The sequence below is a fragment of the Bacteroides sp. ET71 genome, from assembly GCF_023336905.1.
Lineage (GTDB): Bacteria > Bacteroidota > Bacteroidia > Bacteroidales > Bacteroidaceae > Bacteroides.
The window spans coordinates 41,146-53,006 of sequence record NZ_JAMBLS010000006.1 but is presented as its reverse complement, the minus strand read 5'-3'; the positions used below and the strand labels follow the sequence as shown (position 1 = coordinate 53,006).

Here is an 11,861-nt window from a genome sequence, read left to right as displayed (position 1 = left end):
ATTGAGAATTAAGAAATAGGAGTGGAGGAAACATCGCTGCTGCATGGGGCAGGCTTCCTTCGTACTTATTTCTTAATTCTCAATTCTCAATTATTAATTAAATCAGTATGCCGCTTCAAATTCGCGGAGGAAGCGGGTGTCATTTTCCGAGAACATGCGCAGGTCTTTTACTTGATATTTTAGATTCGTGATGCGTTCGATGCCCATGCCGAAGGCGTATCCGCTGTACACATTGCTGTCTATGCCGCAGGCTTCCAGCACGTTGGGGTCTACCATGCCACAGCCCAATATTTCTACCCAGCCTGTCTGCTTACAGAACGGGCAGCCTGTGCCACCGCAGATGTTGCAACTGATGTCCATTTCTGCACTTGGTTCGGTGAATGGGAAGTAGGAAGGACGAAGGCGAATCTTGGTGTCGCTTCCGAACATTTCTTGTGCAAAGAGCAGTAAGACTTGCTTCAAATCAGTAAACGTCACACCTTTATCTATGTACAAACCTTCTACCTGATGGAAAAAGCAATGGGCACGATAGCTGATAGCTTCGTTGCGATAGACGCGTCCCGGGCAGATGACGCGGATGGGTGGTTGGGCTTGTTCCATGGTGCGTACCTGTACGCTACTGGTGTGTGAGCGAAGGATGATGTTCTTGGTTACGTCGTTCGGGTTGACATTGACGAAGAACGTGTCTTGCATGTCGCGGGCCGGATGGTCGGCGGCGAAATTCAGCTTGGTGTACACATGCAGGTCATCTTCCACTTCAGGGCCATTGGCTATGTTAAAACCCATGCGGGCGAAGATGTCGATGATTTCGTTTTTGACAATGCTGAGTGGATGGCGTGTGCCCAGTCCGACGGGGTAAGCGGTACGGGTCAGGTCAATGTCATCCAAACCGGTGTCTTGGGCTTCAAATTGTTCTTTGAGGGCTGCAATCTTTTCTTGGGCTTTGTCTTTCAGCTCGTTCAGACGCATGCCGACGGCCTTTTTCTGGTCGGCGGGCACATGGCGGAAGTCGGCCATCAGCGCGTTGATGGCACCCTTCTTGCTGAGGTATTTGATGCGGAGGGCTTCCAATTCCTCGGTGTTGGAGGCTTGCAGGTGGTCTACTTCTTGCAGCAGTTGTTCGATTTTCTCTATCATATCTTTATGTGTTTATTGTCATTGGTTAAGCGGTGCAAAGATACGATTTTCTTCTTATTCATTGTCAGATGGTGTGGTGATTTCTTTTTTCATTTCCATACTTTCTGTTTGCATGGGGCCTGAATCGGGACGGCTGCGCGCTCATGGCCGCCTTGCCGGGGTGAAGGGGAGCGGTATGAAAAATCCCGCAACGCGGGGACATCGTTGCGGGAAATCTCATGCGCAGGGCCTAAGATGTTATCCGAAAGTCCCTTGTCCGCTGTCGTCGTCCGTGTCGTCCGGCACCTGCGTCTCATCGCTTTCCTTACCCAGCCATTCCATGAAGGTGATGCCTTCGTCGGCAATGAGGGCACGGGTGTAGCCACCGCTCATGTTACGGGTACGGTCGGGCGTGAACTGCACACGCAGGCCGGTAATCTGGTCGCTGCTTACTTCCTCTTTCGTGGCAACGCCGTTGCCTGCCGAAACGGTGGTGTAGCGGAACCAGCCCAGTCCTTCAAAATGCACGGCACGGCTTTCTTTCATGAAATCCGCCATAATGTTGGGCAGGGCACGGAGTACGGCGTGAGTGTCGGCGGGCGACACGGTCGACTCACGGGCGATGCGGTTGGCAAGTTCCTGCGTCTCGACAGGTTTGCCCACGGTGACGCTGCGGGGATACCACAGGTCGTTGATAGCTTGCTTTACTCGTTTCCAGAATATCATACAAATTCATTTTTTAGTGTCTTCTGTCCTTCTTTACCAAACGCCTTTTCAACAGACTGACTGACAAGCGGTTGTCGTTTGTCCCCCACGAGCCTCTCGTTTGTCCCCCACGAGGACCTCGTTTGTCCCTGACGAGCACCCCGTTTGTCCCCGACGAGGATGTCGTGTGTCCCTGACGGGAAATTGGGGTGTCTGCGGGCAGGTTGTTGATTGGATAATTCTTGACAGAAAGACGGGTTAAACATAAAGTTGATTGTTGGCTAATTTATCTTTTTGAAATCATCGCTTCCGAATGAATGTACCACGTTGAACTTTGAGGAGAAGTCTATTTTATGGCCAAACTGAATGGAATTGTCTATGAAAAATTCGGCTCTCCATATGGCATCTGATAGTGGATATTGTTTCCCCAAATAAGTTGCAATAGATGATGCAAAACTGTCGCCTGCACCTCTGATTCCTTCATCTTTTTTTCTAATAGGAACTTTGGAATAAGCTTTCAGGGAATCTGTTTTACTTTCATAAAAATAATCACAGACCTTCCCCTCCATAAAGACTGATTTCATTATTATACTGTAATTTCCCCATTGGCATAATTCTTTCAATTCGCTTTGGACGTTATCTGTCTTAAGAGACCTTTGCAGTAAGATTTCACATTCGGTCGCATTAGGTGTGATAAGGGCGGCCAAAGGGAACAAATATTTCTGATAAGCTTCGATTACATCTGGTGTTATCAATAGCGTCTTGGCATAGCCTACAAATACCGGGTCAATGATTAACGGAATATTGTTGAAGCGATGTAAGATTTCCCCTATGGTCCTGACGGTCTCTGCGGAATAAAGCAATCCTGTCTTTATGCAATCTACATCCATGCTTTGCAGACAAGAGATGCATTGTTCGACAATTAGTTGTGCGGGAAGTGGATGAATACTTTTTACTCGATGTGTATCCTCATCCACTATGCAACTAAGGGCTGCGGCTCCATATCCGCCACAAGCACACACTGCTTTTAAGTCCGCTTGAATACCTGCGCATCCAAGCGGTTCGCTGCCTCCTATCAGCAGAATTTTAGGTATGTGCAATGTCTTTTCCATACTTATTCTGGGATGTTTTTACATTTACCACTAAACGACAGTATGCTTAGTTTTATAATCTCCGTGCGATGGAAAGAACCATGTGCATATTTCTCTCCCAATTCCTGAAACGAAGGCGCATACTTCCTGACCAACAGACGTAGGGCTTCCATACGTTCCTCCGGAGTCAATCCTATTTGGGCATGGCAAGTGAGAATAATACTTTCGTAATTGGTCGTGAATTTCCCGGAAATGACATGCGTATGGCCTACAATGGCAAAGGATACTTGTGGCGAAGACTGTAAGCAACGTAATTTCTTTCCTTCTGGAGCACAATGGATATACAGGCTATCATTTCCATCCCATACATAATTAATCGGAATACCGTAGGGCATACCCTCCGGAGTAATCATTGACATAACTCCGTATTCCCCTTCTTGCAAAAGTTGGTAAGCCTTATCTTCAGGCATAAGACGGTTTTGCCTTCTTACATTTGAATTATCGTAAATCATCGTTCTCTGTTTTTTGTTTGTCTATCAATGAATCTTAGAAAGGCAATGAGCCAATTTATGAATGAATAAGTCCGCATCTTCCATAGAAAGGCATAAAGGAGGAAGTAAGCGAAGAGTGTTCTGTCCCGATATGCCAGTCAAGACATGTTCTTTTGTTATCAATGCATTCCGTACTTTTGAGGCAGGCAAAGTAAAATCTATTCCTATCATCAACCCTTTTCCCCGCACTTCACTTATGTAAGGTAGTTTCCCAAGTTCTTCTAACAAATATTCTCCCGTTGTCTTGGCATTATCCATCAAATGTTCTCGAAGCATGATGTCGATAACGGCAGAACCAGCCACGCAAGCTAAATGATTCCCTCCGAAAGTCGTTCCCAGTTGCCCGATTACAGGGGTAAACATGGGGCTAATAGCTGTAGCTGCAAGAGGGAAGCCATTTCCTATGCCTTTAGCCATCGTAATGATGTCCGGCCTGATATTCCAATGCTGATGGGCGAAGTAACGCCCGGTCCGTCCACAGCCGGACTGGATTTCATCCATAATAAAGACGGTTCCAGTTTCCGCACAACTATCTTGCACCTCCTTTGCAAATTCTGCCGAAGGGAATCTTACGCCATTCACCCCTTGTATGCCTTCCATGATGACAGCACAATATTCCTCGGTCCGCAGTTCTCTCTTTAACGAGGTGATATCATTCAGAGATATCTTGGTGAAGTGGCTGCTTTGGTTTGCTGGCGCAACAATAGTTGGATTGTCCGTTGCCATAACAGCGGCGGCAGTACGTCCATGAAAAGCTCCGTTGAAACTAAGTACCTTTTTCCGCTTATTGGAAAAAGAGGCCAGCTTTATGGCATTTTCGTTAGCTTCCGCTCCACTGTTTGATAAGAATAACGCATAGTCCTTATAACCTGTAATTTCTCCAAGTTTTATTGCGAAATCACGCTGACATCCATTGATTACAGCATTGGAATAGAACCCTATTCTGTTCAACTGTTCTGTCAGCTTATTAACGTAATAAGGATGCGTGTGACCGACAGAAATTACTCCATGCCCACAATATAAGTCTAAGTATTCTTGTCCGCAGGCATCATACACATAGCATCCTTTGGCATGTGTCAGGTTGATGTCATATAGGGAATAAACTTCAAATAGCTTCATATTCTTCTGTTTTGCCTTTATTATGTTGCAAAAGTAGTGTATATTTGGCCTCCAGATTATATCCAGAACTATTATAAATAAGGAGTCCAGATGATACGACCATGGTATTTTGCGATAGAGTTGGACAAAGAGAATAAACAGATTCCTCTCTATAAACAGATTGCACAAAAGATACAAGCACAGATTATGTCCGGTGGTCTGAAACCCGGTGATGCTTTACCCGGCAGTCGAGTATTGGCAACAGAACTTGGTGTGAGCCGAAAGAGTGTTGTCAATGCAATGGATTTGTTGATCTTGTCCGGTTGGTTAGTCAACAAAGAACGATCAGGGTTATATGTGGCTATTCCTGTATTCCATGACGACAAACAGGTGATACGAGCAGAAGAAGTAGAGGACATCAAACCATCGTCCCTTATATTAAGAGTGGACGATGGCGCACCAGACACACGTATTGCTCCAGTGAATGAATTGGCACGGGCTTATCGCCGTTTACTCCGTATGAAAGGCAGACACAACGTGCTGGGTTACAACGATCCGAACGGTATTTTCAGGTTCCGTAGAGCTGTATCCATTATGTTGAATCACGAAAGGGGGATGCGCACACGGACCGAAGAAATATTTATCACACGCGGCAGTCAGATGGGGCTTTATCTGGTGGCACATGCTCTATTGAGACCAGATGACTGTTTAATTATGGAGCAACCTTGTTATGAAAAAGCTTACGAGGTTTTTTTACAAGCCGGAATTAAAGTGATTCCCATTGATGTGGATGAAAATGGAATCATAGTAAATGACATGCTGCCACATCTTTTTGAAAATGTCAAGGCTGTTTATCTGACTCCCCGCCATCAATATCCTACCATGGTGGAACTTTCAACCGAACGCCGCAGGCAATTAATTGAATTGGCAATGAGTTATCACTTATTAATGATAGAAGACGACTATGATTGCGATTTTAGTTTCCGGCCTACTCCCATCATGCCCTTGAGTGCCATGCTTCCTTCTGATTTATACGTTTATATTGGTACGTTCAGCAAAATCATAGCCCCAGCCATCCGTGTAGGCTATATTGCTACTTCAGAAGCAAATGTTTCAGCCCTTGGTAATCTTCGTAGGATTATTGACATACAGGGTGATATGGTGATGGAAGCTGCTATTCTTGAATTGATAGAAGACGGAGTCATCCATCGGCATATCAATAAGTCCACCAAATATTACAAGCAGAAACGCATGTATTTCATCGAACTGTTGGAACGACATCTGATAGATTATGCGACTTTCTCCATTCCGCAAGGTGGATTGGCATTGTGGATTATTCCTTTGCAACCAATCAGTCCAGACCAGCTTCTAGATACATTGGAAAAGCATCACCTTTCCATCCCAGTATTTTGCGATAGCTGTGGAAGAACCGGGATGCGGATAGGCTACGCTTCGCTTTCGGAAGAAGAATTGGAAAAATTAGTTAAAGAACTTGGAATGATATTTTCTACTTTACTTCATTAATTGATTATATAATATCTGTCTGTCAAGCTCTCCCGGAATACTATTGATTCGCATTATTCAAACAGGATATAGAAAGGTCATATAGCTATACAATCTTACTTTTCCCACGAGCACCCCGTGTGTCCCTGACGGGAAATTGGGGTGTCTGCGGGCAGGTTGTCGATTGGATAATTCTTGACAGAAAGACGGGTTAAACTTAAAATTGTTTTGCCTTTACATATTTTGTTTCTCACCACTTCACCGGTTCATTCAGAATCACGCCGTCGGTTGCGTCTTCTGCCGTGAACGTATCGCCCCGATACTGTACGCAGAGCATCACGAGCGGAGTTGTCCCGTTGTTGCGCACACTGCGCTTTCCGTTGGGAGACACGCGCACCACGCTGCCTTCTTCAACGGGGAACACTTGTCCGTCCACTTGGAACTCGCCCTTTCCTGCAAGGAAGAAGTAAAGCTCCTCGTGCTTCTTGTGGGTGTGGAGGAATCCCGTTTCCGTGCCGGGCTGGAACATCTGGAAGGAGAACTCGCTGCCGGTAGCTTGAAGTGCCGCACCTCCAAACACCTTTCCCGGAATCTTCACTTCGGGAGAAAGTTCTATCACATAGTCACTCAGTTCATTCAGTTTGCCAACGCTTATTGCGCTGAAGTTTTCGGCTGCTGCCACATTCTTAATTTCTTTCATTTCTGTATTCTTTTTATAGGGTTTATAAGTTAATGGTTTCTCCATCTTCCGGGATAATCAGGCGGTTCATGTCCGCACCGTGATGCCAAGCCTCATTGCGCAAGATTTCACGAGTGGTCTGGCAATGGTCAATGGCATCCATGTGGACGGCTATCAGCTTGATATGTGCAGGCAGTTCGTCCAGCATTTGCATTACCTCGGCTTCATCGGGGATGATGCAGCCGTCCACCTTGGAAAACTCCGGAAAAACCGCTCCGCCGCTGTTCACCACGATGTAGTCGGGCTTGAACCGTTCCGCCATTTCGCGGATGCAGTCCTCCCATTTGCAATCTCCCATGAGATAGACCGTTGGGCATCCTTCTGCCGTCAAGACATAGCCCGATACGGGTCCCATTATCTCGCCAATCCTGCCGAAACCGTGATGGCCGCTCACACGATAGATGGTCATGTCCCCCATTGTCATCTTGTCTTCGATTACTTCCACTCGAGTGAAGCCATCCTGTTCCACCGTCGCCTTATCCTGCGGTTGGGTATAATAAAGGATGTCCTTCGGCAGATGTTGCTTTACCGTTTCATCGTAGTGGTCGGGATGGATGTGGGTCTGCAACACCATGTCCAACCCTTCTGTCACTTCACAGATAGGCATGGTCAGGTGCACACGGGGGCTTTTATACACGCCAAGTGCCGACTGGATGGTTCCCTTGTCGGCAAAGAACGGGTCAACAAGGATGTTGTGTCCTGCATAATTGATTCTCAAGGTGGCATTGCGCACCAAACGGATAGTTGTTGTTTCCATTATCTTCTATGTTTTAATGTTTACGGTTGCGAAGTTCGGTAGAATCTTCCCGTACCTCTATGCCTAAAACAGGGGAATAAATGCCATTTTGATAAAGTTCGTTCTTCAGTCTGTTGAGTGTGACGGCGATATCGCCTGCCAGTCCAACGGATTTGTGGGCGATGGCATCGGGAATGTACAGTTCCGGTGTCAGGTTCAGCGTGATGTAAACGGCGTGTGGTTCGTGGGTTGCCAGTTGCATCAAGGGCTGCTTGATGAAGCGATTGTGCTTACCGATGCCCAATTCCAGGATGACGATGTACTTGCCGCTGTAACGCCGGAGGAACTCATTTGCCTGACGGCTTTTGTCCGTGGGTGTGCGGTGCTCCAGCATATCCTCAAAAGTGCCTTCCACTTCGAAGACCTTTTCCGCTTCGAATCCGGACAATTCCAGATGCGTGTCGGCATTCGAGGTGAGGACGAAGTAATCTTTGCCGCCCACGGTGGCGAGCAAATCTTTCATCACCTGCGAGGGACGATACTCCTTCACCCAGCATTGCACGAGGCGTTGCAGGAACTCTGTCCTTTCCCATTCCGTCGGGTATCGGAAGAAGCACCCCTCGATGACATTCCGTATACCGTACTTCTGTCCAAAGTCGCCGAACTGGCGACGGAACATTTCGTTATTGGCGAACACGTGGTAGCCTTCGGCGATGGAAAGCCCGTTGCTGGCTCCTATCAGCAGGGCATCAGCTTGGGCTATGGCTTGGGCAGCCCGTTGTATTTCATTCATTGTCGTCATAGTTAATTGTTAAAAATATCAGGCTTGAATCAAGCTTTTGCCTCCATCCAGCCAAGGCAATGCCTCCGTCCAGCCAAGGCAAACGGCCAGTTCAATATACTCTTGCAGGGTTAAACGCTTCCTTTACATTAAACTCCTTCATTCCGGCGGTGGACTTGCTGAGCAGTTGTTTCAAGATAATGGCAATGTCGTCGCTAATGGCGAGGCTTTTCTTTGCAATCTCTTTCGGCACAAGAGCATGCTGCGGATTGAGCGTGGCGTAAAAGGCATTCGGCCATTGATACACCATGTTCATAAACGGTTCCTTGATGAACATCGGGGTCATCATGCCTACGCCCAACTCCAAGAAAAGCGTCTTGCGGTTGGCATTACGTTGCAGGAAGTTCATATAACGCTTCATCTCGCGGTGGTAGAACGTGCCTTGCAGGAACTCGCGTGAACGCACCCAAGGTGCCATGGGGCGGCCGCAATGCGGGCAACGGGGTATCAGCTTGTCGGGCAAGGCATCCTGCTGGATGGCGTCGCAGAGCCACATCACCTCGGTGTGATTGTCATAGATATTGTCGTGGCAGGGTTGCGAACACTGCCAGTAACGCCAGTCGCCCTGTATACGCGTAATGCGGTTGGCAGGGAACACGCGATAGAACTGCGCGTCCTGATTGGTGGTGACGATGTAGTAATCCTTGCCTTCCAACAGTTCCGCCAAGTCCGTATACGTATCGCCCGTGTGGCAATCATAGATGTATTTAATGGTGCGCAACACCACGGCCCAATGCTCGCCCCGTGTGAGGCGACGGTCGTAAAAGGCATCGAACATGTTGTGTATCCCGTATTTCCTCGCTAACCCGCCTGCCAGTTTGCGGAATACTTCATCGTCCTGATAGTAAAACACGAATCCAGAAGCGGCGGACATCCCCGACGCGCCGCCCACGACAATGGCATCGGCCTCGTCAATCTTCTTTCTTAACAAGTCTATCTTTTCTTTTGCTACCATAATATATGTATCTTCCTGTTTTTTCCCGGTTGCAAAGGTCAGTAATACCCTCCGATAGTGTTATGCCTAAAATAGACGGATTTATGCCATTTTGATAAAAGAAAGCATTACCTTTGCGAAAACGACAAGCGTATGAAAGAGATAATCAACCCCGAACGATTGGTCAGCGTGCCGTTCAGCAAGACGGATTGCGGCGTGGACTTCTACATCAATACCGCCACGAACAGGGACATCGGTCCCGTACTGACCGAATACAAGCGGTTCAAGACGGACTTCTTCAGTTTTTATTTTCTTCGGAAGGCAAACGGCTTCCTGCTGCTGAACTTCCGCAAGATAGAGTTGCACGACGGCATGGTGCTGCTCCTTTCGCCCCACCAGCAACAGGAGTGGCATGTGGACGAGGCGGCATTGGATTATACGTTCCTCATCTTCCGCGAAGACTTCATGCGCACGTTCATTGCCGACAAGTTCTTTGTCTATCGTTTGCTGTACTATTATCAGACTGATACGCCGCCCTACCTGTATGCCTCGCCCGAAGAACTGGCGGAATACATGCGCCTGCTCGGCAAAATCAAACAGGAATTGCTGCATCCCGTGGCGGACACGTACAACCTCATTGTGTCCGTGCTCTATTACCTGCTGCTGATTATCAACCGTGCGTATGCCGCCGCATACCGCCTGCCCGTAGAAATCGCGAAGAACAATTATGCCTTCCAATACAAGGATTTGCTGGAACAGAACATCCGCACCATGCAGCGGGTGCAGGAGTATGCCGACAAGCTTCACATCAGCCGCATCACGCTGAATACTTCGGTCATGGCGCAGTTTGGCGTATCAGCCGCCCATCTGCTGAAACAACGCCTGCTGGAAGAACTGAAGAACGAACTGCTCTTCTCCAACCGCACCGTCAGCGAACTGGCGGACGATTTCCATTTCTCCGACCCCAGCCACTTAATGCGCTTCTTCAAACAGCAGACAGGGAAGACGTTCACGCAATATTTGCAGGATTACCGGAACGGAATATATGAATAGGACCTATTAATATTTATAGTAGTTATGCCCAAAATACTGAAAATAAAAAATGCCAACGACTACAGCCGTTATGTGGGGCTGAAAGACAAGCATCCGCTGGTCAGCGTGGTGGAGTATGCGGACGTGTCGCCCGTCAGGAGCAGCCTGAACAACTACGAAGTCTATGCGCTGTTCATGCTGAGATACATTGACGTGGAACTGAAATACGGTTGCGGCAAATACGACTATCGGGGCGGCACGCTATTTTTGCCGATAAGCTGTGTCTGTTACCCAATTATTTCAGCGATCTGGTTAGAAAGACCATCAATGACACGGCAAGCAACTACATTAGGCAATACATCATCTTTGCCCCCGACGAGGAGGTCATGTGTCCCCGACGGGAAAACGGGGTGTCTGCGAGCAGGTTGTTGCTTGGATAATTCTTGACAGGAAGACGGGGTAAACATGAAATTTGAATCTTTATCAGTTCATATTCTAAACCTCTTCATCTATCCGCTCCAACTTAAAGATGACTGGGCGCGTGCCATCGTTGCAGCAGGTTATCATCACCTTTTCGTCGTTCGTCCAGCCCTGCATAATGGAACCGCCCTGCAATGCCGCATAGACGTAGCGGCTGATGCAGTCCCATGCCTCGGCACAGAATGTCCCGTTTAACATGCGGAAGAAATTGTCGCTGTCCACCATGATTTCCTGCCCTTCGTGGAAATAGGGGCAGGGTCCCGACTTGGGGTCTGCCAGATATTCCGCCTGCAAATCCTTGTAACACTCCCGTTTCAGGATGGTAATCTTACATTTGTGTTTCATACGCTTGTTCATATTATTGTTCACATTAGGATGATTATAAAACAACTCTTCACCTTGGGCTGGCAGCACATTGCCGCTCATTGCCACTGCCAAAGCCGATATACCGGCTTGCTTGAAAAACTTACGTCTGTCCATTTTACCCTTTTTTGTGTGCGAAGATAGCATTACGCAAGTACGGGCAAATTATTCATATATAGATAAATTTGCCCCTATATCCGTTTCTCGTCATAAAATCACTATTTTTGTCCTGCGAATTGACAACATCAAATATATGTATAAGAAGAAAATACCCTTAGACCTGGATTGCGGTGTGGCCATAGCCATGGAAGTCATGGGTGGCAAGTGGAAATCGTGCATCCTCTACGAACTGGAGAGAGGCTGCAAACGTCCCAGTGAACTGCACCGGCATTTTGAGGATACCAGCCCCCGTGTCATCAACCAGCAGTTGAAAGAACTGGAAATGCACGGCATGATTGAGAAAACGATTTATCCCGAACTTCCGCCCCATGTGGAATATTCCATCACGGACGACGGACGGAGCCTTATGCCCATTATCCGGATGCTGGAACAATGGGGAAATGATTTCCGCCCGAAAATGGTGCGGATATTGGAGAAAGCGGAAATGACAGAATAGTTTTTGAATAAGAGCTCAGCCGAATAAGACTTGGACACAAAAATCCCCTGCCACAC

14 protein-coding genes are annotated in these 11,861 nt (G+C 47.5%); 4 read left to right on the top strand and 10 right to left on the bottom strand.

All coding sequences use genetic code 11. From position 1 onward, the window contains the following. Positions 1 to 102 precede the first annotated feature (102 nt). From pheS to M3090_RS05305, 5 genes are all read right to left on the bottom strand, one after another. Positions 103 to 1,137: a phenylalanine--tRNA ligase subunit alpha gene (gene pheS / locus M3090_RS05325; protein ID WP_249054383.1), complete on the bottom strand. Its 1,035-nt coding sequence runs from the start codon at positions 1,135 to 1,137 to the stop codon at positions 103 to 105. Between the two features lie 237 nt (positions 1,138 to 1,374). Beyond that, positions 1,375 to 1,842 (bottom strand): HU family DNA-binding protein, encoded by a 468-nt coding sequence (locus M3090_RS05320; protein WP_249054382.1) that lies wholly within the window; start codon positions 1,840 to 1,842, stop codon positions 1,375 to 1,377. Positions 1,843 to 2,102: 260 nt separating this feature from the next. Beyond that, complete coding sequence (locus tag M3090_RS05315; protein WP_249054380.1) at positions 2,103 to 2,933, bottom strand: hydroxymethylpyrimidine/phosphomethylpyrimidine kinase; 831 nt, start codon at positions 2,931 to 2,933, stop codon at positions 2,103 to 2,105. 2 nt (positions 2,934 to 2,935) lie between these two features. Then, positions 2,936 to 3,424, bottom strand: a complete 489-nt coding sequence (locus M3090_RS05310; protein ID WP_087340543.1) for a pyridoxamine 5'-phosphate oxidase family protein — start codon at positions 3,422 to 3,424, stop codon at positions 2,936 to 2,938. Positions 3,425 to 3,448: 24 nt separating this feature from the next. Beyond that, positions 3,449 to 4,582, bottom strand: a complete 1,134-nt coding sequence (locus M3090_RS05305) for an aspartate aminotransferase family protein (protein ID WP_087340542.1) — start codon at positions 4,580 to 4,582, stop codon at positions 3,449 to 3,451. Between the two features lie 90 nt (positions 4,583 to 4,672). Between M3090_RS05305 and M3090_RS05300 the strand changes: the two genes are divergently transcribed. Beyond that, a complete protein-coding gene (locus tag M3090_RS05300; RefSeq protein ID WP_249054378.1) occupies positions 4,673 to 6,085 on the top strand; it encodes a PLP-dependent aminotransferase family protein in 1,413 nt (470 codons plus the stop codon). A gap of 229 nt (positions 6,086 to 6,314) precedes the next feature. On the opposite strand, the gene M3090_RS05295 is transcribed toward M3090_RS05300, so the two are convergent. From M3090_RS05295 to M3090_RS05280, 4 genes are all read right to left on the bottom strand, one after another. Further along, a complete protein-coding gene (locus tag M3090_RS05295; protein WP_249054377.1) occupies positions 6,315 to 6,764 on the bottom strand; it encodes a cupin domain-containing protein in 450 nt (149 codons plus the stop codon). 22 nt (positions 6,765 to 6,786) lie between these two features. Next, on the bottom strand, positions 6,787 to 7,560 hold the full coding sequence (locus M3090_RS05290; protein ID WP_262918838.1) for an MBL fold metallo-hydrolase: 774 nt from the start codon (positions 7,558 to 7,560) through the stop codon (positions 6,787 to 6,789). A 13-nt stretch (positions 7,561 to 7,573) separates the two neighbouring features. Continuing rightward, positions 7,574 to 8,341: a hypothetical protein gene (locus tag M3090_RS05285; RefSeq protein ID WP_249054374.1), complete on the bottom strand. Its 768-nt coding sequence runs from the start codon at positions 8,339 to 8,341 to the stop codon at positions 7,574 to 7,576. A 91-nt stretch (positions 8,342 to 8,432) separates the two neighbouring features. After that, positions 8,433 to 9,335 carry an SIR2 family NAD-dependent protein deacylase gene (locus M3090_RS05280; protein WP_087331844.1) on the bottom strand — a complete coding sequence of 301 codons (903 nt, stop codon included), beginning with the start codon at positions 9,333 to 9,335 and terminating at the stop codon, positions 8,433 to 8,435. 132 nt (positions 9,336 to 9,467) lie between these two features. Here M3090_RS05280 and M3090_RS05275 point away from each other — a divergent pair, with 132 nt between their 5' ends. Together M3090_RS05275 and M3090_RS05270 are read left to right on the top strand one after the other, a co-directional pair. Then, positions 9,468 to 10,367 (top strand): helix-turn-helix domain-containing protein, encoded by a 900-nt coding sequence (locus M3090_RS05275; protein ID WP_249054373.1) that lies wholly within the window; start codon positions 9,468 to 9,470, stop codon positions 10,365 to 10,367. A 24-nt stretch (positions 10,368 to 10,391) separates the two neighbouring features. Further along, positions 10,392 to 10,793 carry a hypothetical protein gene (locus tag M3090_RS05270; RefSeq protein WP_249054372.1) on the top strand — a complete coding sequence of 134 codons (402 nt, stop codon included), beginning with the start codon at positions 10,392 to 10,394 and terminating at the stop codon, positions 10,791 to 10,793. A 48-nt stretch (positions 10,794 to 10,841) separates the two neighbouring features. Here M3090_RS05270 and M3090_RS05265 read toward each other — a convergent pair whose 3' ends face one another. Further along, positions 10,842 to 11,306 carry a TIGR04076 family protein gene (locus M3090_RS05265; protein WP_249054371.1) on the bottom strand — a complete coding sequence of 155 codons (465 nt, stop codon included), beginning with the start codon at positions 11,304 to 11,306 and terminating at the stop codon, positions 10,842 to 10,844. 136 nt (positions 11,307 to 11,442) lie between these two features. Here M3090_RS05265 and M3090_RS05260 point away from each other — a divergent pair, with 136 nt between their 5' ends. Next, positions 11,443 to 11,805, top strand: coding sequence for a winged helix-turn-helix transcriptional regulator (locus M3090_RS05260; protein ID WP_249054370.1), 363 nt, complete (start codon positions 11,443 to 11,445; stop codon positions 11,803 to 11,805). Positions 11,806 to 11,861: the final 56 nt, after the last annotated feature.

What these genes read in the sequence shown, in the direction of transcription:
- M3090_RS05260 (WP_249054370.1), top strand. Translation starts at nt 11,443, where the DNA reads ATGTATAAGAAGAAAATACCCTTAGACCTGGATTGCGGTGTGGCCATA.
- M3090_RS05265 (WP_249054371.1), bottom strand. Translation starts at nt 11,306, where the DNA reads ATGGACAGACGTAAGTTTTTCAAGCAAGCCGGTATATCGGCTTTGGCA.
- M3090_RS05275 (WP_249054373.1), top strand. Translation starts at nt 9,468, where the DNA reads ATGAAAGAGATAATCAACCCCGAACGATTGGTCAGCGTGCCGTTCAGC.
- M3090_RS05280 (WP_087331844.1), bottom strand. Translation starts at nt 9,335, where the DNA reads ATGGTAGCAAAAGAAAAGATAGACTTGTTAAGAAAGAAGATTGACGAG.
- M3090_RS05305 (WP_087340542.1), bottom strand. Translation starts at nt 4,582, where the DNA reads ATGAAGCTATTTGAAGTTTATTCCCTATATGACATCAACCTGACACAT.
- M3090_RS05295 (WP_249054377.1), bottom strand. Translation starts at nt 6,764, where the DNA reads ATGAAAGAAATTAAGAATGTGGCAGCAGCCGAAAACTTCAGCGCAATA.
- M3090_RS05290 (WP_262918838.1), bottom strand. Translation starts at nt 7,560, where the DNA reads ATGGAAACAACAACTATCCGTTTGGTGCGCAATGCCACCTTGAGAATC.
- M3090_RS05270 (WP_249054372.1), top strand. Translation starts at nt 10,392, where the DNA reads ATGCCCAAAATACTGAAAATAAAAAATGCCAACGACTACAGCCGTTAT.
- M3090_RS05285 (WP_249054374.1), bottom strand. Translation starts at nt 8,341, where the DNA reads ATGACGACAATGAATGAAATACAACGGGCTGCCCAAGCCATAGCCCAA.
- pheS (WP_249054383.1), bottom strand. Translation starts at nt 1,137, where the DNA reads ATGATAGAGAAAATCGAACAACTGCTGCAAGAAGTAGACCACCTGCAA.
- M3090_RS05315 (WP_249054380.1), bottom strand. Translation starts at nt 2,933, where the DNA reads ATGGAAAAGACATTGCACATACCTAAAATTCTGCTGATAGGAGGCAGC.
- M3090_RS05300 (WP_249054378.1), top strand. Translation starts at nt 4,673, where the DNA reads ATGATACGACCATGGTATTTTGCGATAGAGTTGGACAAAGAGAATAAA.
- M3090_RS05310 (WP_087340543.1), bottom strand. Translation starts at nt 3,424, where the DNA reads ATGATTTACGATAATTCAAATGTAAGAAGGCAAAACCGTCTTATGCCT.
- M3090_RS05320 (WP_249054382.1), bottom strand. Translation starts at nt 1,842, where the DNA reads ATGATATTCTGGAAACGAGTAAAGCAAGCTATCAACGACCTGTGGTAT.